At 43.8% G+C, this 20,527-nt stretch carries 21 protein-coding genes; 14 read left to right on the forward strand and 7 right to left on the reverse strand.

The annotated features are described in order from the left end of the window. The first annotated feature begins 45 nt into the window (after window positions 1-45). From atpB to TY87_RS11885, 8 genes are all read left to right on the forward strand, one after another. Window positions 46-894 carry a F0F1 ATP synthase subunit A gene (atpB, locus tag TY87_RS11850; protein ID WP_072839330.1) on the forward strand — a complete coding sequence of 283 codons (849 nt, stop codon included), beginning with the start codon at window positions 46-48 and terminating at the stop codon, window positions 892-894. A gap of 66 nt (window positions 895-960) precedes the next feature. Then, the gene (atpE, locus tag TY87_RS11855) at window positions 961-1,218 is read left to right on the forward strand and encodes a F0F1 ATP synthase subunit C (protein ID WP_012072127.1); all 258 of its coding nucleotides are present in this window, start codon (window positions 961-963) and stop codon (window positions 1,216-1,218) included. A 57-nt stretch (window positions 1,219-1,275) separates the two neighbouring features. Further along, on the forward strand, window positions 1,276-1,746 hold the full coding sequence (locus TY87_RS11860; protein ID WP_012072126.1) for a F0F1 ATP synthase subunit B: 471 nt from the start codon (window positions 1,276-1,278) through the stop codon (window positions 1,744-1,746). Window positions 1,747-1,757: 11 nt separating this feature from the next. Further along, entirely contained in the window at window positions 1,758-2,294 is a 537-nt protein-coding gene (locus TY87_RS11865) for a F0F1 ATP synthase subunit delta (protein ID WP_100187237.1), read from the forward strand. A 38-nt stretch (window positions 2,295-2,332) separates the two neighbouring features. After that, window positions 2,333-3,877: a F0F1 ATP synthase subunit alpha gene (atpA, locus tag TY87_RS11870; protein ID WP_072839332.1), complete on the forward strand. Its 1,545-nt coding sequence runs from the start codon at window positions 2,333-2,335 to the stop codon at window positions 3,875-3,877. A gap of 82 nt (window positions 3,878-3,959) precedes the next feature. Next, the gene (gene atpG / locus TY87_RS11875; protein ID WP_072839333.1) at window positions 3,960-4,820 is read left to right on the forward strand and encodes a F0F1 ATP synthase subunit gamma; all 861 of its coding nucleotides are present in this window, start codon (window positions 3,960-3,962) and stop codon (window positions 4,818-4,820) included. Window positions 4,821-4,849: 29 nt separating this feature from the next. Further along, a complete protein-coding gene (gene atpD, locus TY87_RS11880; RefSeq protein ID WP_072839334.1) occupies window positions 4,850-6,226 on the forward strand; it encodes a F0F1 ATP synthase subunit beta in 1,377 nt (458 codons plus the stop codon). 63 nt (window positions 6,227-6,289) lie between these two features. Continuing rightward, a complete protein-coding gene (locus TY87_RS11885; protein WP_072839335.1) occupies window positions 6,290-6,709 on the forward strand; it encodes a F0F1 ATP synthase subunit epsilon in 420 nt (139 codons plus the stop codon). An 82-nt stretch (window positions 6,710-6,791) separates the two neighbouring features. Here TY87_RS11885 and TY87_RS11890 read toward each other — a convergent pair whose 3' ends face one another. After that, on the reverse strand, window positions 6,792-7,532 hold the full coding sequence (locus TY87_RS11890) for a TrmB family transcriptional regulator (protein WP_072839336.1): 741 nt from the start codon (window positions 7,530-7,532) through the stop codon (window positions 6,792-6,794). Window positions 7,533-7,676: 144 nt separating this feature from the next. On the opposite strand from TY87_RS11890, the gene tcdA reads away from it, so the two are divergent. From tcdA to TY87_RS11905, 3 genes are read left to right on the forward strand one after another with little or no spacing between them, the layout of a single operon-like run. Beyond that, window positions 7,677-8,456 (forward strand): tRNA cyclic N6-threonylcarbamoyladenosine(37) synthase TcdA, encoded by a 780-nt coding sequence (gene tcdA, locus TY87_RS11895; protein WP_100187238.1) that lies wholly within the window; start codon window positions 7,677-7,679, stop codon window positions 8,454-8,456. 3 nt (window positions 8,457-8,459) lie between these two features. Then, window positions 8,460-8,777, forward strand: a complete 318-nt coding sequence (yqfB, locus tag TY87_RS11900) for a N(4)-acetylcytidine aminohydrolase (RefSeq protein ID WP_100187239.1) — start codon at window positions 8,460-8,462, stop codon at window positions 8,775-8,777. Continuing rightward, on the forward strand, window positions 8,774-9,181 hold the full coding sequence (locus TY87_RS11905) for a DCC1-like thiol-disulfide oxidoreductase family protein (protein WP_100187240.1): 408 nt from the start codon (window positions 8,774-8,776) through the stop codon (window positions 9,179-9,181). The genes yqfB and TY87_RS11905 overlap by 4 nt, the downstream gene beginning before the upstream one ends. On the opposite strand, the gene TY87_RS11910 is transcribed toward TY87_RS11905, so the two are convergent. Both TY87_RS11910 and TY87_RS11915 read right to left on the reverse strand, forming a co-directional pair. Further along, entirely contained in the window at window positions 9,178-9,585 is a 408-nt protein-coding gene (locus TY87_RS11910) for a SufE family protein (RefSeq protein WP_100187241.1), read from the reverse strand. The genes TY87_RS11905 and TY87_RS11910 overlap by 4 nt on opposite strands. 6 nt (window positions 9,586-9,591) lie before the next feature. Further along, window positions 9,592-10,809 carry an aminotransferase class V-fold PLP-dependent enzyme gene (locus TY87_RS11915; protein WP_100187242.1) on the reverse strand — a complete coding sequence of 406 codons (1,218 nt, stop codon included), beginning with the start codon at window positions 10,807-10,809 and terminating at the stop codon, window positions 9,592-9,594. Between the two features lie 237 nt (window positions 10,810-11,046). On the opposite strand from TY87_RS11915, the gene TY87_RS11920 reads away from it, so the two are divergent. Continuing rightward, complete coding sequence (locus TY87_RS11920) at window positions 11,047-12,621, forward strand: GntR family transcriptional regulator (RefSeq protein ID WP_100187243.1); 1,575 nt, start codon at window positions 11,047-11,049, stop codon at window positions 12,619-12,621. An 89-nt stretch (window positions 12,622-12,710) separates the two neighbouring features. Here TY87_RS11920 and eptA read toward each other — a convergent pair whose 3' ends face one another. Beyond that, the gene (gene eptA / locus TY87_RS11925; RefSeq protein WP_100187244.1) at window positions 12,711-14,348 is read right to left on the reverse strand and encodes a phosphoethanolamine--lipid A transferase EptA; all 1,638 of its coding nucleotides are present in this window, start codon (window positions 14,346-14,348) and stop codon (window positions 12,711-12,713) included. Window positions 14,349-14,666: 318 nt separating this feature from the next. On the opposite strand from eptA, the gene TY87_RS11930 reads away from it, so the two are divergent. Next, a complete protein-coding gene (locus tag TY87_RS11930) occupies window positions 14,667-15,491 on the forward strand; it encodes a phosphatase PAP2 family protein (protein ID WP_100187245.1) in 825 nt (274 codons plus the stop codon). Between the two features lie 41 nt (window positions 15,492-15,532). Here TY87_RS11930 and TY87_RS11935 read toward each other — a convergent pair whose 3' ends face one another. The 3 genes from TY87_RS11935 to TY87_RS11945 form a co-directional block, all read right to left on the reverse strand. Continuing rightward, entirely contained in the window at window positions 15,533-16,159 is a 627-nt protein-coding gene (locus tag TY87_RS11935) for a DsbA family protein (protein ID WP_100187246.1), read from the reverse strand. A 157-nt stretch (window positions 16,160-16,316) separates the two neighbouring features. Further along, window positions 16,317-17,513 carry an amino acid aminotransferase gene (locus TY87_RS11940; protein ID WP_072839347.1) on the reverse strand — a complete coding sequence of 399 codons (1,197 nt, stop codon included), beginning with the start codon at window positions 17,511-17,513 and terminating at the stop codon, window positions 16,317-16,319. Window positions 17,514-17,812: 299 nt separating this feature from the next. Then, a complete protein-coding gene (locus TY87_RS11945) occupies window positions 17,813-18,007 on the reverse strand; it encodes a PA3496 family putative envelope integrity protein (RefSeq protein ID WP_072839348.1) in 195 nt (64 codons plus the stop codon). A gap of 183 nt (window positions 18,008-18,190) precedes the next feature. Here TY87_RS11945 and uvrD point away from each other — a divergent pair, with 183 nt between their 5' ends. Next, window positions 18,191-20,404, forward strand: a complete 2,214-nt coding sequence (uvrD, locus tag TY87_RS11950) for a DNA helicase II (RefSeq protein WP_100187247.1) — start codon at window positions 18,191-18,193, stop codon at window positions 20,402-20,404. Window positions 20,405-20,527 lie beyond the last annotated feature (123 nt).

The following is a 20,527-nucleotide window of genomic DNA, read 5'->3' on the forward strand; positions in this document are numbered from 1 at the left end:
GGTAGGCGATAGGATTTTAATCATTGAGAGAGCGTGGATATAAGTATGGGTATTGAAAGTCCAACAGCTTCTTCATATATAAAGCATCACCTTCAGAATTTGACCTATGGTCAACATCCTGATGGAACATGGGGTCTTGCCCATGATGCTAAAGAAGCAGCAGATATGGGATTCTGGGCAATTCATGTAGACACTATGGCAATTTCGATTGCTTTGGGTTTCTTGTTTTTATGGTTGTTCCGTAAGGCCGCAAAGAAAATTTCGACAGATACACCGACTGGACTACAAAACTTTGTAGAACTTATGGTGGAGTTTGTTGATGGCAGTGTTAAAGAAACCTTTCATGGTAAGAGTAAGGTCATTGCGCCTTTAGCACTTACTATCTTTGTTTGGGTTTTCTTGATGAACTTCATGGATTTAATTCCTGTTGATTTCTTGCCTGCTGTAGCTCAAATGATTGGTACTTCAGTGTTTGGCGCTGATCCTAATCATGTGTATTTCAAATTTGTTCCAACAACAGACATTAATGCCACATTAGGTATGTCACTTTCTGTTTTTGCTTTGATTGTTTTCTACAGCATCAAAGTGAAAGGCATAAGTGGATTTGTTGGTGAACTGACGTTACAGCCATTTGGCAAATGGATGATCCCTTTCAACTTATTACTTGAAGGTGTTGGTCTACTTGCGAAACCTGTTTCATTAGCATTGCGATTGTTCGGTAACTTGTATGCTGGTGAATTGATCTTTATTTTGATTGCTATATTGCCTTGGGGCCTACAATGGGCTCTGTCTGTGCCATGGGCGATCTTCCATATTTTGATCATCGTGCTTCAAGCCTTCATCTTTATGATGTTGACTATCGTCTACTTAAGTATGGCGCACGAAGATCATTAATAGTGTGTTCTTTAAAGTAATAATTTTTTAAACCTTATCTAAAACTGTGAAAATGTAGGAGTTAAAATGGAAACTGTAGTTGGTCTTACTGCGATCGCTGTAGCCCTTCTAATCGGTCTAGGTGCCCTAGGTACTGCGATTGGTTTTGGTATTTTGGGTGGGAAATTCTTGGAAGGCGCTGCGCGTCAACCAGAAATGGTTCCAATGCTGCAAGTTAAAATGTTCATCGTAGCGGGTCTTCTAGATGCCGTAACTATGATCGGTGTAGGTATCGCATTGTTCTTCACTTTTGCGAATCCTTTTGTTGCTTTGGTCGCTGGTTAATATTCTGCAAAACTTTGCGGGAATGATTTTTAAACGACTAAAAGCGAGGGTATTAGCGTGAACTTAAATCTCACACTTCTAGGCCAAGCTATCTCGTTTGCTATTTTTGTCTGGTTCTGCATGAAATATGTGTGGCCACCAGTTATTGCTGCGCTCGAAGAGCGTAGCAAAAAAATTGCAGACGGTTTGGAAGCAGCGAACCGTGCTTCACGTGACCTTGAGTTGGCACAAGAACAAGCCTCTCAAATATTACGTGAAAGCAAAGAGAACGCGGCCGAGATTATTGAACAAGCCAACAAACGTGCGAACCAAATGGTCGACGAGGCAAAAGAGCAGGTGATTGCCGATGGCAAGCGTCTGCGCGAAGCAGCTCAAGCAGAGATCGAACAAGACGTTATGCGTGCTAAAGAAGCATTGCGTGCTCAAGTTTCCGTTCTTGCATTTGCTGGTGCCGAGAAGATTTTGGGAGCCACCATTGACGAAAAAGCACATAGCGAGATCGTTGAACAGCTCGCCAAAGAGCTTTAAGCGAGGGTCTAATGGCTGAATTAAAAACAGTCGCGCGACCGTACGCTAAAGCGGTTTTCGAAGTTGCTAGAGAGCAAGGTCATATTTCAGAGTGGGCAGATATGTTAAACATATTAGCTGCTGTGACTGTTGAACCTAAGCTTAAAAAAGCACTTGGGAATCCAGCTTTTAGTGCGGAAGAGAAGGCAAACGCTCTAGCGGACGTTTGTGCAGAAGTAACAACAGAACAAGGTAAAGCATTTTTGCTAGCTCTTGCTGTGAATAAGCGATTATCGCTTCTTCCTGCTATTTCTGAGTTATTTTTACAGTTCAAACTGAATTTCGAAAAAGCCGTAAATGTTCAATTTACGTCTGCATTTGAATTAACAGCAGAACAAACACAAGCATTAGCCGCTTCACTGGCTAAAAAGTTGGACCGTACAGTCAACTTAACCAGTGAAACAGACGCAAGCCTAATTGGTGGCGTGGTTATTCGTACAGGTGACTTAATCATCGACGGTTCAGTACGCGGTAAATTAGCGAAACTGGCCGAGGCGATAAACTCCTAGCGTTTCGTTAAATCGAAACCAGGGTTGAGGAATTTAGCATGCAGCAACTGAATCCATCTGAGATCAGCGAGATTATCAAGAAGCGCATCGAGAACCTCGATGTATCTTCTGATGCCCAAAATGAGGGCACAATTGTCAGCGTGGCAGACGGTATCGTTCTGATCCACGGTTTGGCAGATGTTATGTACGGGGAAATGATTGAATTCCCTGGTGGTATTTACGGTATTGCTTTGAACCTAGAGCGTGACTCTGTCGGTGCAGTAGTACTTGGTAAATACCAAGACCTTGTAGAAGGTCAAAAAGTTAAATGTACAGGTCGTATATTGGAAGTTCCAATCGGTCCTGAATTGCTTGGTCGTGTTGTTGACGCATTGGGTAACCCAATCGACGGCAAAGGCGCTATCAATGCAAAACTAACTGATAAAGTTGAAAAAGTGGCGCCAGGCGTTATCGAACGTCAGTCAGTTGATCAACCGATTCAAACAGGTTACAAAGCAATTGACGCTATGGTACCAATTGGTCGTGGTCAACGTGAGTTGATCATCGGTGACCGTCAGATTGGTAAGACTGCATTAGCAATCGACACCATTATTGCTCAGAAAGATTCTGGCATTAAGTGTGTGTACGTAGCGATCGGTCAGAAACAATCTACAATTGCTAACGTCGTGCGTAAGCTTGAAGAAGCTGGCGCAATGGAATACACCACAGTAGTAGCAGCTGGCGCATCTGATCCAGCAGCAATGCTTTACATAGCGCCATACACTGGCTGTACTATGGGTGAATATTTCCGTGACCGCGGTGAAGACGCATTGATCATTTATGATGATTTGACCAAGCAAGCTTGGGCTTACCGTCAGATCTCTTTGCTTCTACGTCGTCCGCCAGGTCGTGAAGCCTACCCAGGTGACGTATTCTATCTTCACTCTCGTCTTCTTGAGCGTGCATCACGTGTAAACGTTGATTACGTAGAGAAATTCACCAATGGTGAAGTGAAAGGCAAAACGGGTTCTTTGACCGCATTGCCAATCATCGAGACTCAAGGTGGTGACGTATCTGCATTCGTACCAACCAACGTTATCTCCATCACAGATGGTCAGATATTCTTGGAAACGAGCTCGTTTAACGCCGGTATTCGTCCAGCGATGAACGCAGGTATTTCGGTATCTCGTGTAGGTGGTGCAGCACAAACTAAGATCGTCAAGAAACTTGGCGGTGGTATTCGTCTTGCATTGGCTCAGTACCGTGAATTGGCGGCTTTCGCTCAGTTCGCATCTGACCTAGACGAAGCGACTCGTAAGCAGTTAGAGCACGGTAAACAGGTTACTGAACTGATGAAACAAAAGCAGTTCTCTCCTATGTCTGTAGCTGATATGGGCGTAGTTCTTTACGCTGCTAATGATGGCTTCCTTGAAGATGTTGAAACAAGCAAAATTGGTAGTTTTGAAACTGCTTTGTTGAGCTACATGAACAGTGAACACACTGATCTTATGGCTGACATTAACAAAACTGGTAATTTTAACGGCGAGATTGAAGCGACCTTTAAAGCGGCAATCGAGAAGTTTAAAGCGACGCAAACTTGGTAATGAGTTTGGTGGCAAGCGATTAAAGCTTGTCACCACTTTCTTGCAGTTTGTGAAATAACATTCTCACAAGGGCAGTTCTATTATGGCAGTCGGAAAAGAGATACGTACTCAGATTTCGAGCATTAACAATACGCGTAAAATTACTCGTGCTATGGAAAAAGTAGCTGCAAGTAAAACGCGTAAAGCTCAGGATCGTATGGCCGCTTCTCGTCCGTATGCGGAACGAATTCGCCAAGTAGTTGGTCATTTGGCCAACGCGAATCCTGAGTATAAACACCGTTACCTTACCGAACGTGAGGCGAAGCGTGTTGGTTATATCGTAATCTCTTCTGATCGTGGTTTATGTGGTGGTTTGAACGTTAACGTGTTCAAAAAAGCCATTAGAGATATGAAACAGTTTGCTGATACTGGTGTTGAAATAGACATCTGTGCGATTGGTGGCAAAGCCGTTTCATTCTTTCGTAACTACGGCGGAAATGTAACAGCAGCCTTCACCGGTTTAGGTGATGCACCAAAAGCTGACGACTTAGTCGGTAGCGTAAAGGTGATGCTAGACGCATTTGATGAAGGTCGTATTGATCGTCTTTATGTGGTTTCAAATGAGTTCGTGAATACCATGACTCAAAACCCGACGGTTGAACAACTTTTGCCATTAAAAGCGGAAGAGAATACAGAGTTAAAGCACCACTGGGATTACATTTATGAACCGGAAGCCGTTGAAATTTTGAACGAATTATTGGTTCGCTATATTGAATCTCAAGTATATCAGTCAGTGGTTGAGAATATTGCGTGTGAACAAGCAGCTCGTATGCTTGCGATGAAAAACGCAACAGACAACGCCGGCGATATCATTGATGAATTGCAGTTGGTGTACAACAAGGCTCGTCAAGCAGCGATTACTCAGGAAATTTCTGAGATAGTCAGCGGCGCGGCAGCGGTTTAAGGTATTTAGGTATTTAAGAGGATCCGAACATGAGTAGCGGACACATCGTACAGGTTATTGGCGCGGTAATGGACGTGGAATTCCCACGTGATAGCGTGCCAAAAGTATATGATGCCCTGACCATTGAGGGTAAACAGTTGGTGTTGGAAGTTCAACAACAACTAGGCGACGGTATTGTTCGTACCATCGCAATGGGTTCCACTGACGGTATTAAACGTGGCTTGGTTGTAGAAAATACAAACAAACCAGTTTCTGTGCCAGTTGGTACTAAAACACTAGGACGTATTATGGACGTTCTAGGTAATCCGATTGACGAAAAAGGCCCAATTGGCGAAGAAGAGCGTTGGTCAATTCACCGCGCAGCTCCTTCTTATGCTGAGCAGTCTTCTAGCAACGAATTGCTAGAAACGGGTATCAAGGTTATCGACCTTGTTTGTCCTTTCGCGAAAGGTGGTAAAGTTGGTCTGTTTGGTGGTGCCGGTGTAGGTAAAACCGTAAACATGATGGAACTTATCCGTAACATCGCAATCGAGCACAGCGGTTACTCTGTATTTGCTGGTGTTGGTGAGCGTACTCGTGAAGGTAACGACTTCTACCACGAGATGACTGACTCGAACGTAATCGATAAAGTATCTCTAGTATATGGCCAAATGAACGAGCCACCAGGTAACCGTCTACGTGTTGCTTTGACTGGTTTGACTATGGCTGAGAAGTTCCGTGACGAAGGTCGTGACGTACTTTTCTTCGTAGATAACATCTACCGTTACACGCTTGCGGGTACAGAAGTATCTGCATTGCTAGGTCGTATGCCATCTGCGGTAGGTTACCAGCCTACACTTGCTGAAGAGATGGGTGTTCTTCAAGAACGCATCACCTCTACTAAGACTGGTTCTATCACGTCTGTTCAAGCGGTATACGTACCTGCGGATGACTTGACTGACCCGTCTCCAGCAACAACGTTCTCTCATTTGGACGCAACCGTTGTATTGTCTCGTGACATCGCATCTTTGGGTATCTACCCAGCGATCGATCCTCTTGACTCTACTTCACGTCAGCTTGATCCACTAGTTATCGGTCAAGAGCATTACGACGTAGCACGTGGCGTTCAAATGGTATTGCAGCGTTACAAAGAATTGAAAGACATTATCGCAATCTTGGGTATGGACGAGTTATCTGAAGAAGATAAACAAACGGTTAACCGTTCTCGTAAAATCCAGCGTTTCTTGTCTCAGCCTTTCTTCGTAGCAGAAGTATTCACTGGCTCTCCAGGTAAGTATGTTTCTTTGAAAGACACGATTCGTGGCTTTAAAGGCATCTTGGATGGTGAGTTCGATGATCTTCCAGAGCAAGCGTTCTACATGATTGGTAGCATCGACGAAGCTGTCGAGAAAGCTAAGAAACTTTAACCATCACGCGTAGCAAAAGCGTTGTAAAACGCTTTTGCTAAGTATGACTAAGAGAGGCAACTTATGGCTATCACAGTACACTGCGATATCGTAAGCGCTGAACAAGAGATTTTTTCCGGTACGGTACAATCTCTTGTGGCTGCAGGCAGCTATGGCGATTTGGGCATTATGCCTGGTCACGCGCCATTGTTGACTACTCTGCAACCAGGTCCTGTTCGTGTGGTTAAAGAAAATGGTGACGAAGAGATAATCTTCGTGTCCGGTGGCTTCCTAGAAGTTCAACCGCACCGCGTCACCGTCTTGGCTAACACAGCCACTCGTGCAAGAGATCTGGACGAAGAGGCGGCACTAAAAGCTCAGGAACATGCTAAAGAGCTTTTGGCTAACCAAAAACCTGACGTCGACTACACTCGTGCGACAGTGGAACTAGCAGAAGCTATGGCCCGCTTGCGTACTATTCAGCAGTTCCGCGATCACAAATAAGCGGTAATGTTGAGTTTGAAGTCAAAAAAGCAGCCTAAGGGCTGCTTTTTTATTGCCTGCTATTTGAGTGGAACGTTGCTTTTTAGAGCATCTTCCATAAGGTATCGAAGATGATCTGCTGTGCTTTGGCGATGTCTTTAGATTCCAATACCACGGCAGAAGGGAAGTTGTTACTCGCTAAAGAAATAATCGCACATTTGGGCGGATAGATAGCAATATAGCTGGCGTCGACCGAACCTTCCGTTTTAATCCACTTACGTTCAGACAACTGTGCTTCTTCACCACCATCTCCAAGCGCGATCACTTTTACATTAATACCAAGCTTCACGCGTTGCTTTGTGTAGTTGGGAAAAGGGCGATACAAGAAAGGGCGAATAGGTTTAGAAGAAAACACACAATATTCTTTGTGGTCTTGTTGCGATACCACGTTTAAAATATCGCGCAAAACCCACTCTATGCCATCATCACCTTCGTAATAACGTACATTGGTTTGATGATAATCTGGCTGCTGCTGATGCAAATTAGGAATGATAGTGTTTTTCAGGTTTTCAATAGTTTTGTCTAGGCGGTTGCGTTTTTCTTCCGCTAAATTTAGAAGAATATCTGGGTTTTCAGCGGTAAATAATCGGCGTTTTCCTTTTGGAAAGTAGCTAACGATGCCTTTGCTTTGTAACTGTTTTAGCGACTCATATGCCGTGCCGCGATTGATGCCGCTGTGTTCGGCAATATCTCGAATGGAAGAAGGGCCTAACTTTAATAGAGTTTGATAAAGTTGAGTTTCTCTTGGTGTCAAACCAAGCATTTCAAAAGCTTGCTGAATCATAGGGCTCACAGTACCTGGTGATTATTTATATAAATCTTTGCATGCAAAGGTTTTTGATAGAAAGTAATTCGTCTTTGCTAGGTTCAAAGAATACACTTATTGGCATAAAAAGCGCAGGGTAGAACCTTTTGCGAGGAGATAAAAGTGACAAACGATAAACGATTTGGTGGCATTCGCCGTTTATATGGCGATGCAGCGTATGAGTTTTTTACTCAAGCACACGTTTGTGTCATCGGTATTGGTGGCGTTGGCTCTTGGGCGGCTGAAGCCTTGGCACGTTCAGGTATTGGTAAAATTACGTTGATCGATATGGACGATGTTTGCATCACTAATACCAACCGCCAAATTCACGCATTAGATGGCAACATTGGTCAATCGAAAGTTGATGTCATGGCAGAACGTATCAAGTTGATTAATCCGAATTGCCAAGTAACCTGCATAGAAGACTTTATTACCCCTGAAAACATCTCTGAGCTGCTCTCTACGCCGTTTGATTACATTATTGATTGCATTGATAGCATCAAGCCAAAAGCCGCTCTGATGGCGTGGAGTAAGAGTAACAAGCGTAAAGTCATCACAGTCGGTGGTGCGGGCGGTCAAATGGACCCAACCAAAATACTCATCGGCGATCTCTCTAAAACCGAAAAAGATCCACTTGCTGCCAAACTACGCAACTTCCTGCGACGTTATTACAACTTTACCCGCAATCCGAAACGCCGCTTTGACATTGAATGCGTGTATTCCACCGAGCAATTAAGTTATCCGCAAGGCGACGGCACGGTTTCTCATCAACGTTTAAAAGGCGATACGGAAACCAAAATGAATTGCGACACTGGTTTTGGTGCTAGTACAGCAGTTACGGCTTCCTTCGCGTTTGTGGCGGTGTCGAGAGTATTGGAAAAACTGGCACAGAAGGCGAATTAAGCAATGACACCGACAACCATGACTTTCTTTGAACGCTTTGAGGCCGATATTCTATCTGGCAAGAAGACCATTACCTTGCGTGATGAAGCTGAAAAGCACTATGTCCCTGACTCAGTTGTGACTGTGTCTACCTTCGAAGTCGGTCGTGAATTTTGTCGATTAAAAATATTGTCTGTCGAGCCGGTCTTGTTTGATGCATTATCGGATTATCATGCCGAGCAAGAAAATATGACGTTGGATGAATTGAGGGAAGTGATTCAAGACATTTACCCAGGGATTCAAGAGTTGTATTTGATCTCTTATCAGCTGGTTGATGCATGACAAACAAGCAGATTCTGCTCATCTATGACAAAGAATGTCCCGCCTGCCATTTTTATTGCCAAATAGTTCGCATCCGCCAAAGTGTCGGTGAATTAGTGCTTATTGATGCGAGAGAGAATCCTGAAGTATTGAAAGAAGTTACTGCTCAGGGTTTGGACATCGATCAAGGTATGGTATTGAAAATGGATGGGCAACTTTACTACGGCGCAGATGCCATTCATCTTTTAGCCTTGCTTAGCGGCCGATCTGGCGTGTTTAACCGCTTGAATTATTGGCTGTTTAGCTCCAAAAAAGTCGCAGCTATTTTGTACCCAGTGTTAAGATCTTGCCGTAATGTGTTATTGAAACTCTTAAGTAAAACTAAGATCAATAACCTAAAGCAAGATGGTAACGAACGATTTTAGTTCGATGCTATCCTATTCAAAATCGCTAACACACCATTGGTTCTAGAGCTGGTTAGGTAACTTGATAAGTTAAGCTCGGCTAGCTCTGATTTGAGGTCCATTTGTTGAATATCCGCTAGCATTTTTCCTTCTACTAAGCTCAATATAGCGACTAATACACCGCGCATAAGTTTGGCGTCGCTGTCGGCTTTGAAGTGACGTAGTCCATCGTTTCCTTCCATGATGAGCCAAACAGCGCTTTCGCAGCCTTTTACCTTGTTGTCTTCGGTTTTTTCTTCAGCGGACAGTCTCGGTAAGGTTTTGCTTAACGTCACCAAAGCCTTAAAGGTTTCTTCTTTGCTACGGCAAGCTTGCAGCAGGGCTTTTATGTTTACTGGCTTTTGTTGTCCTAAAGAGTCTGTCATTGCTTGTTACTCGTCATTTAATAGGTCTATGGCTTCTAGAAGAACATCGCAGAAGCGATTGGCTTCTTCCATGGTGTTGTAACAGGCGAAAGAGGCACGCAAGGTTCCGGCAACACCAAGTTGTGCCATTAACGGATGGGCACAGTGGCTGCCAGCTCGAACCGCTACACCTTGGCTATCTAGGTAAGCGTTCAAATCCAAGATATGAATATTGGGTACACTTAGTGAAACCAAAGTAGTGTTTTTCTCGGGCGAATAAATTTCGATGCCACCCTCTTTATGAAGACGAGAATACACATGTGTAGCGAGGGATTGTTCCCAAGCTAATAATGAAAGACGATCCTGAGCATTAAGAAAATCACAGGCCGCCGCCAAGCCAATAACGCCTTCGATGTGAGGTGTTCCTGCTTCCAAGCGATAAGGTAAAACATTGAACTCTGTGGCTTGATACGAAACATGACGCACCATTTCTCCACCGGTTTGGTAGGGCAGCAGAACTTCCAAAGCGTGGCTTTTACCATATAACACGCCAATACCTGTTGGACCATACATCTTGTGGCCAGAGAAGACATAAAAGTCACAGTCTAATATTTGCACATCAATAGGATAGTGCGCCACGGCTTGAGCGCCATCGACAAGGGTAAAAGCGCCTTGTTGCTTGGCATGATCGAGCATTGTTTGCAGCGGTGTGCTTACGCCGATGGCATTGGAAATCTGCGTCGCCGCAAAAATACGCGTGCGATCCGTGAAGTAGTGGCTGAATTCCGGCTCCCATTCGCCATTGGATGTTAATGGCAGAATGCGTAATCGAGCGCCAGTGCGAAAGGCCAATTGCTGCCAAGGCACCAAGTTGGCGTGATGTTCTAAACTAGTGATGAGTATCTCATCGCCTTTTTCGAGCAGATGCTCTAAACCAAAAGCGACTGTATTGATGGCTTCTGTCGCGCCTTTTGTCCAAATCACATGGCTTTGTTCTGGCGCATTAATAAAGCTTGCGATCGTGTCTCGGGCTTGCTCAAAACGGTTGGTTGCTCGGTCGCTAAGGAAGTGCGCACCACGATGAACATTGGCGTTAAAGCTTCGGTAATAGTCCTGAATTGCATCCAATACTGGCAACGGCTTTTGCGTCGTCGCTGCATTATCTAAATAGGTTAGCGGATGATCATAGGCTGACTGCGCCAAAATTGGGAATAGGTGACGAAGCGAGGAGGGGTCAAAAGCCATGAATACTCTACTTTAGGGTTGTCTACTTTGGTTTTTAACAATGGGCGGATTTTAATTGGTGATGCTAGTGGCTTAAAAGTCTGAACCAAAAGTCATGAAATCTGCGCTAAATTGGTGAAATTGTACCTTAACTCCCATCAAAATCGTGAATTATTGGGCTTTTACTTGCGTTTTTTTAAGACAACTATAATGATTGATAACAGATACTAGATGACAAACTAGAAAAGGTACAAAACGGTGGCGGATTTTTTATATAAAGGTGTGGTGGATTGGTTCTTGGATCAGATGTCACAAGAGGCCATTGTGCCCGGTGATAAAATGCCGTCCTTACGAGCTTTATCGAAACAACTGGGTCTGAGCTTAAATACGGTCATACATGGTTATGAGTTATTGAGTGAAGACGGTTGGATCGAGTCTCGGCCTAAATCTGGTTACTTTGTTTGTCACCGTAGCGAGACAAAACCGGCATTGTTATTGGCTGGCGAAGAATTACGTGAACTCGCCAAAGACGGTACTAAGCCAGCTTGGTCATGTCTTGCGCATCGAGCGGCCTTGGTTGATCAAAGCGACACTTTTTTAAGCCCTGCAGTGCGTCAGGAAGAAATCCATCTGCCTGTATTGGGCAAAGGTCATTTGGCGGCCCGTGAAGCCGTTAGTGAGCATTTAAAAGGGCTTGGTATCAAAGCTCATGCATCACATCTTTGGTTAGGGCGTTCCCCTTTAGCAATCTTCACTCAAACCGTACAAACACTGACTCAACGTGGCGATAGCGTGTTGGTGTTAACGCCTTGTGATCCGCGGATTACTACTACATTGCAAAGCTTAGGACGACAAGTGATTGCTTTGACGGCTGGCGAACGCGGTGTCGATTTAGATTTAGCGATTCGTTGCTTACGAGATAAATCCATTCGTCTGATTGTATTGCCGGGACAGTTCTCGTTTCCTGCTGGCCAGTTGGTGAGTAATTTAAGTCTGCGTCGCTGGTTAGCAATTATTGAAGAAACCAAGCTGCCAGTGATTGAGTGGGATTTGTGCTCACATTTGGCGTATCGCGCTGGATCTATGATGACCTACAAGTCACTGGATTCGTCTGATCATATTGTTTATATCGGCGGCGTGGAATCAAAAGGCGTAGATCGCTCTGCTAGCTGGTGTTTGCCTGGTAAACATCAAGCCTTGTTGGAGGGCGCTTTCTTAGGCGCTGATATGGCGTTAAGCGATGCGCAACAAATGGCCTTGAGTGATGCGTTACAGCCAAATAGTAAGCGCTCATTAATGAAACGCGCGAGAGAGGTTTGGGCGAATTCTGAGCGCGTTAAAGCGCATCTGGAAACGCGTCTCGGCGAGCATGTTAGTTTTGCTGCCAGCAAAGGTGGCATGTCTCTTTGGATGCGTTTATCAAAACCATTAGATGTTGCCAGTATGACTGCCTTGCTAGCCAGTTTCCGCCACGCGATTGTGCCCGGAGCCTTGGTTAGCCATGAAGCCGACGCTAATCATTGGTTGGCGGTGAATGTCACCTTGGACGATGTGGAACCATTGGCAAAAGCCTTGGCTGAGCATTTAGTCGTTGATGAGGTTGAGCTGATTACTGATCCTGTAGAACTAATCATTGAAGAGACTGAAGAAGAGGTTTTAGAGCCTCTTGAGGCTACGTACTTAGTTGAAGCAAACGAGCAGACAGAAGAGCTTGTCGAAGCGATAGAAAGCGATTTAGCGCAGCCTGAGAAGGAAGCTAAAAAGTCTCGTAATGCCACAACAGAACCACTTTATAACCCGATGTTGGATTTAATTAATCACGACTTTGGTTAGAGCCCAAAAAGAGTCATGTTTTCTAGAAAATGACAAAAACAATAAAGGCCAGATTTACTGGCCTTTATTGTTTGTTCGTTAGTCTATGGCTATTGTTGGCGCGCAGCCCTGAACATATCTAGGTCTTTATTATAGATTTCGCTGTTCATATCAAAGGCACCCATGACGCTATGGAAAATATTCGCTTGGGTGCTTTGTTCTCGTGCTCTTAGTTTATCGATAGAGATATGCTTCTGATCAATAAAAGACGGCGACATCCACACAAAGAACGGCACTTTGAATTGTTGCTCAGGTGCAATGGAGTAAGGTGTTCCATGTAAATAAATACCACCTTCGCCAAGTGACTCGCCATGGTCAGATACATAAAGATAAGCGCTGGAGGTGTCTTTCAATCCTTCTAAAGTTTTGCGTAACTGATCTAAGAAATGATCGTTATATAAGATGGTATTATCGTAGGCGTTAATTAGCTCCTCTTGCGTGCAGTTACTAAGCTCGACCGAACGACAAATAGGTTTAAAAAACTCAAACTCCTTCGGATATTTACTGTAATAAGATGGTCCATGACTGCCTGTTTGATGCAGAACCACAAAGACTTTTTGTTTATCCGATTCTTGAATTTGCTCAGCCAGATAGCTTAATAACACGCCATCATAGTCGCATTCACTGCCTTCACAGTTCTTTTTCAAATCCCCTGAACTTAAATAGCTAGCTACTTTAATTGGTGGCTCTCCCCAGTTTTTTGTGCGCCAAAAAACGTCAACTCCTTGTCTTTGCAGGTAACTTGGCAAAGGTTCAAATTGCTCGGAGAAACTACCACTTGGGTTATTGTGTGAAAGAATACATTTCACAGATTCGGTAGTGTAAGTGGCACAAGAGGTCGCATTTTTTAAGGCAACGACATTTTCAGAAGCGGTTAGCAAAGGATTGGTTGGTTTGTCATAGCCGTATAGGGAAAAATTCTCCGCTCGCGCTGATTCGCCAATAACTAACACTACAACGGTTTTTTCATTTGAACCAAAGGTGGCATCTGATAATAGCGTTTGTACCACATTTTCTTTCGCTAACTGGTTTTGATAGCGAATCGTATTCCCTACGTAAGACCATGGCATGATTCGGCCACCTAATTGTTTGGCATGATCATCAATCCATAGCCAATGACTTTGTGACTGCCAAATCCAAGTAGACGTGACTATGACGGTGATAATGAGATGCGCGAATAATCGTATTCTTGAGGTTTTTTGAACCGATGTACGAAGGATTAACCAAGCTGGTAAGACGCCAAGCAGAATAAAATAAATGGCCAGCTTTGGGCTTAAAAATTGTCCAGATTCTGAATATTGGGTGTTAAAAATATTGCCTATCATGGTTCTGTCTAAGATGACGTTATAGGTCACCACGAAATACACTGCCAATGAGTTTGCAAGTGCAAACACCACACACACAGCTTTACCTAAGCGTCTAGATAAAATAAACAAAACATAAAGCACAAGAGTAGTGACTAGATAAATAGCGGCAAAAACAGTCATAAGAGTTTGCAAGCTATTCAGCGTAAAGCCATCTAGATTTTTTATCGAAAAAGAAAACAAAGGCCAGTTATATAGCGCTGTATTTAGTAGCGTTAGCAAAATAACAAAGCTTGAAGTACTAGGTTTTGTTCTAAAACCCTGTCTGAAGAAAGAACATAGCCCCGAAGTGAATCGGGACAAAATAGTGTGGTTACGCTTCATTTGGGATATGTATTCCTGTTGACCTTGTTTGCTACTTCGATAAAAAGCCTAGATTAAGAGAAGGCTAAATAAGAAAAATCTAGATGGAAAAAATTGCTCGTGATTATTCGCCTATTAACGGGGATTTCATCATGATCATCAATCTTTCTTTTACCTTTTGTTTGCTAACCTTACACAAAATCACAAAAAAAAAGATAAACATTCCTTTCGCTACATATCTTTAATTCATATTTCACTTATTTTTCATCCAATATGCATAAAATGTGAACATTGAAGTTTTATATTTATTTATGTTTTGCCAAAAGGAATAGGGATTATATGCGTTGTCACTTAACTAAAATGTCGACCAATTATAAATCGCTGCTAGATCAAGCTAGAGCAAGCAGCATGACAGTTCCTCAATCTAGTATTCAAATTTTGCTTCTGGTTGCCGTTGTATTAGCAAGTACTGCCATGATTGGTAATGTTCTTGGTGGTTATCACTTTGGCTTTATGGAAATAAATAGCTTTAGCACCTACATACCTTCTTTCTTATTGGAAAATATGACGGTATTTGGAGATGGCGTATTTTTGTTGGCCCTAGTGCTGTTATTTTCTTGCCGCAATATTCGTTTTCATTGGACTGTTCTATTCACCACATTACTTGGTGCCATCGTAGTTAACTTACTTAAGGATTATTTTGCGATGCCGCGTCCACCGGCAGTGCTTGATCCTGAAACCTTTAATCTTTTGGGCAGAGCCTATAAAGCACGTAGCTTTCCTTCTGGCCATAGTTTAACGGCATTCTTATTAGCAAGTGTGTGTTTTTGCTACGTTCAAAATGCTTATGCTAAAGCGACGTTTATCCTGTTGGCGGTATTGGTTGCCTTGAGTCGAGTGTTGATTGGTGTGCATTGGCCAATGGATGTTTTAGTTGGTGGCGCATTGGGTGTGGTTTTAGGTGTTGGTGGTGTGATAATCACAGCAAAATGGAAGTTTGGTTTGTGTGCCTATGTGCACCTATTTACGCTGAGTCTGCTAGTTATTGCGTGCATTATGGTGTTTGTAGATGGCAACGATTATAAGCTCGCTTTACCTTTGCTATATGTTGTTTCAGCAGCTGCGATAGCTCGGACAGTGAAGAGTTATATTTTAGTTCGTTGATTTATATTTATAGAACTGATGTGATTTAAGTGACTAAGGCGCTAAGACAGCGCCTTTTTTATGGCATTTAACATGCTTGAATGGTCTTTGTAGTCTAGTGGAATAGGCGTGAGCTTATCGCCTATAAGTAAGGCTAAAGAAGGGAATGAATTTAAGCCAAGATGTCGAGCTTGCTCTATTTCTTCTTCCAATAAACGTTCATTTTTAACGTGCTGCATGGTTTTCTGAAAACCGTCTGCATTCATGCCTATTTGCTCAGCGCATTCAATGAGAATGTCTAAGTCTGATGGGTTTTTAGCATTCAGGTAATACGCCTCTTGGATGGCGTGATACATTTCTTCTTCCAATCCTGTGTCTCTTGCGACATAACAGGCTCTGCATGCAGGGTAAGTCGAGCGTCGTGGTGCAGCTGTTTTCCAGAAATCAAAATTAAACTTGGTTCCTAATGACGCTTGAATGTTTTTCCAAGTGCTTTCTAGTTTGCTTTTCATTTCATCTGGCATAGCGACATCAGAATCGATGGCAAGACCTCCAAGCATGGGTTGAATGGTTAATTGATCTGCATCGACTAAGTCTTGTAGGGATTTTTGTAGCTTGGTCCAAGTAGGGCGGAATCCCCAACACCAGCTGCACATAGGGTCGTAGCAGTAAATCAGTGTGGCGGTCATTGATGGCTCCTGTGAAGATAGAAAAAAGCGAGTCCATAAGGTAACAGCCTCTTTAGCGATAAAACAACAAACAAAAACAATCGACATAAAAAAACGGCTTCAACATGAAAGTTTGAAGCCGTTTTTTAGAATTTCGCAGTAGCGACTAAATGTTAGCCTAGCCCTTTAAAATCGCGGCAATAGCATCACAAAGTGGACCCATGTTTTCATGAGTCATACCTGCAACACTGATACGTCCTGAGCCAACAATATAAATGCCGTACTCTTTACGCAACTGAGCAACTTGATCTGGTGTCAGACCAGAAAAAGAGAACATGCCTTGCTGATGCGAAATAAACGAAAAATCTTGGCTAACGCCTTTGATTCGTAGTGTATTCACAAACAAGCTACGCATTTCATGAATACGAGTACGCATGGCTTTTACTTCGCTTTCCCATAATGCGAACAGCTCGGCATCATTAAGGATTTCGGCGACAACTGCTGAGCCATGAGATGGCGGATTTGAGTAGTTGGTGCGAATGCAGCGTTTGATTTGTGTGAACGCTGTTTCCGCTTGTTCAGCGGTTTCACACAAAATAGTCAGTGCGCCAACACGTTCGTTGTACAGACCAAAGTTCTTGGAGAACGAACTAGCAATCAGCATTTCAGGGACGTGCTCTAAGAAAGTACGTAAGCCTTGAGCATCTTCCTTTAAGCCTTGGCCAAAGCCTTGATAAGCAAAGTCAAACAATGGCAAGAAGCCTTGTTTGCTACATAGCTTAGCCAATTGATACCACTGTTCTGGTGTTGGATCTATACCAGTTGGGTTGTGGCAGCAGCCATGAAACAACACTACATCGCCTTCAGGAACTTGAGACAAGCTCGCAAGCATGGCTTCAAAGTCTAAAGATTTGTTATCAGCATTGTAGTAAGCATAGCTGCCAACTTCTAAACCAACGGATTGAAAGACCGCCTGATGGTTCGCCCAAGTTGGATTACTGACCCAAATTGTCGCTTCTGGTAAATGTTTTTTAATGAATTCTGCTGCGACGCGTAATGCGCCTGTGCCGCCAGGGGTATGGGCTGTTTGAGCAAGCTGTTTGGTAATAATATTGTGTTCTTTACCAAATAAAAGCGTTTGCACGGCAGATCGATAAGCGGGTGCGCCTTCGATACTTAAATAGCTTTTGGTTTTTTCTTGAGCCAACAAACGTTCTTCTGCTTGTTTGACTGATTTTAAAATAGGTGTATTGCCTTGTTCATCTTTATAAACACCAACGCCCAAGTTAATTTTATTGGGATTTGGATCATTTCTGTAAGCGTCATTCAGGCCAAGAATTGGGTCTGCCGGAGCAGCTTGGATATGTTCAAACATGGTAACTCCCCCAAGAGGGTTATTTTCTTTTTTTATTATGGATTAGAAGATATAAAAATCAGACCGTATGGTACTCCAACATGTGAGTAACCGCTATAAGTTGGCGGAAAAGGGCAAGAATTAACTGTGTAGAAATGTTGCGGCTTATTCTAAATAAAGCCGCTTTTTGAGGCCGATAGAGTAAGATCACAACACGTTGGTTGCTGAGAGGGATGTTTTTGAGTGAAAAAAACGTTGACCTAGCAAGATAGCTAGGTCGTATTTAGTTCACTTTAAGTATCAACTAATGAGCAGGGAAATTAATCGTCCCAACCGTTAGAGATATCATGGTGCAAACGTTTTTCTTCTAAATGCTGTTCAATTGCACGTCTGGCTTTTAACATACGTACCGCGTCTTCCTTTTGATTCCGTTCTTTTGTTTCATTATCCAAGCTAATGGAAGCGTGCATTATGTCGGTTTTTACTTCAGTTAGTGTTTCAGCAAAATCGCTCATCGTTATACCCTTTTGGACGTTCGACGACATTGAAGTGCATAGATCGCTGTCATCGACAGTTAAAAAAAGTCAAAATAGACAGATCACTTATTTCAAGCTAATAAAAAACCCAAATAGAATGAAAATCAACTTATTTTTACGCGTTTTTTGTTACAAATTTATTAATTATTATGGCGGAATGTAATGGACGTTTCTTTTATCCTCGACTCACTGAATGACAAGCAGCGAGAAGCCGTCGCAGCGCCTTTGCAGAATAGCCTTGTTTTGGCTGGCGCTGGGTCAGGAAAAACCCGAGTCCTAGTGCACCGGATCGCATGGCTGATGCACGCTTACGAGTTGTCGCCTTACAGCCTGATGGCGGTAACCTTTACCAATAAAGCTGCTCGCGAGATGCAAGGCCGTATCGAACAGTTGGTGGGTGTTCCGCCGCAAGGCATGTGGGTTGGCACCTTCCACGGTTTGGCGCATCGACTCTTGCGTGCCCATTGGCGTGATGCGGGACTAAAAGAAAACTTCCAGATAATGGACAGCGATGATCAACTGCGATTAATCAAACGTATTATGCGCGAGCTGAGTATTGATGATACTCGCTGGCCGCCAAAGCAAGTGTCTTGGTTTATTAACGCGCAAAAAGACGAAGGCCGCCGTGCGGCTCATGTGCCAGACAGTCATGATCCTTTCTCCAAAGGCATGCGTGAGCTGTACTACCATTACGAAGAAGCCTGTGAACGTGGTGGATTATTGGACTTCGGCGAATTGCTATTGCGCGCTCATGAGCTGATGCTCAGTACGCCTGCCTTGTTACGTCATTACCAAGATCGTTTCCGCCATGTGCTGGTGGACGAGTTCCAAGATACCAACACTATCCAATACGCTTGGTTACGTATTATGGTGGGTAGCCAAGGTACGATTACCGCCGTGGGCGATGATGACCAATCGATTTACGGTTGGCGTGGCGCAAAAATTGAAAACATCCAAAACTTCACCAAAGATTTTAAAGATGTTGGCACCATTCGCTTGGAGCAAAATTATCGCTCAACTGGCCATATCCTGAATGCGGCGAATGGCCTGATCAAACATAATGATGATCGTTTGGGGAAAGAGCTTTGGACGGACAGCGGTGAAGGCGATCCAATCTCGCTGTACGCTGGCTTTAACGAACAAGACGAAGCGCGTTTTATCATTGGCATCATCAAACAATGGCGCGACAAGGGAACCTCTCTGACTGATATGGCGATTCTCTATCGTTCCAATGCTCAGTCACGCGTCATAGAGGAATGCCTTGTTAGGGAACAGATTGCTTATCGAATTTATGGTGGGCACAGATTCTACGACCGTCTTGAAATCAAAAATGCCTTGGCTTACGCACGTTTGGCGTTGGATCCAAATGACGACGGTGCCATGGAACGAGTCATCAATGTACCACCTCGTGGTATTGGCGAACGTAGTATCGGTACATTACGTGAAATCGCGCGAGATAATGGCTGTTCTATGTGGCAAGCCGCGCAAGAAGTCGTGCGTCAGTCTTTGATGACAGGCCGCGCGACTAATGCCATCAAGTCGTTTTTGCACCTTATTGAAGGTTTGAGTACCACTGTGCAGCAACCAGATTTGAACCTGAATGATATTTTCGAGCAGATCATTGAAGAAGCTGGTTTGATTCCTTTCCATGAAAAAGAGAAAGGTGAGAAAGGCGAAGCACGTATCGAAAACTTAAAAGAGTTGGTTGGTGCGGCAGGCGGATTCAGCTGGAGCGACGAAGACGAAGAGTTTAGCTCTCCACTGATGGCATTCTTGGATAAAGCTGTATTGGACGCTGGCGATGCTCAAGCCGACGAGTACCAAGACGCCGTGCAGTTGATGACATTGCACTCGGCGAAAGGTCTAGAGTTTCCATTGGTGTTTCTAACGGGCGTGGAAGAGAATATTTTCCCCAGCAAGATGTCTTTCGAAGAACCGGGTCGACTCGCTGAAGAACGTCGTCTTTGCTACGTGGGCATTACTCGAGCAATGGAAAAGCTTTACATCACATACGCGGAGTCTCGTCGTTTGTTTGGTAGCGAGTCATTTAACAGCCCATCACGCTTTATTAAAGAGTTGCCACCGGAATGCTTGGAAGAAGTGCGTCTTCGCTCACAAGTAAGCCGTCCTGTGTCTTTGCAGCGTCCTGATTACAACTTTGAAAAGAATAAACTGCAAAACAGTAGCGTGTTGAACAATTACAAAGCGCCAGAAGTTACCGTGAACATGGGTGATCGAGTTAATCATCCCGTGTTTGGTGAAGGCTTAGTGATCAACTACGAAGGCCAAGGCCCACAAGCTCGGGTACAGGTTAACTTTGACGATGAAGGCACCAAATGGCTGGTGTTGTCGTTTGCTAAATTGGAAGTTTTGTAGCTTTGGTGTAGATATTTGCTAATAAGGACGCTGAGTCTTATTCCTTTGCGCCTGCTTCGCAAGCTCAGCGCGTCAGCAGGAATAATACCAGCGTCCTTTAAATTAAACTGCTTAGCCTGTAGC

Origin of the sequence: Marinomonas sp. BSi20584 (assembly GCF_002792415.1) — a bacterium.
GTDB lineage: Bacteria > Pseudomonadota > Gammaproteobacteria > Pseudomonadales > Marinomonadaceae > Marinomonas > Marinomonas polaris.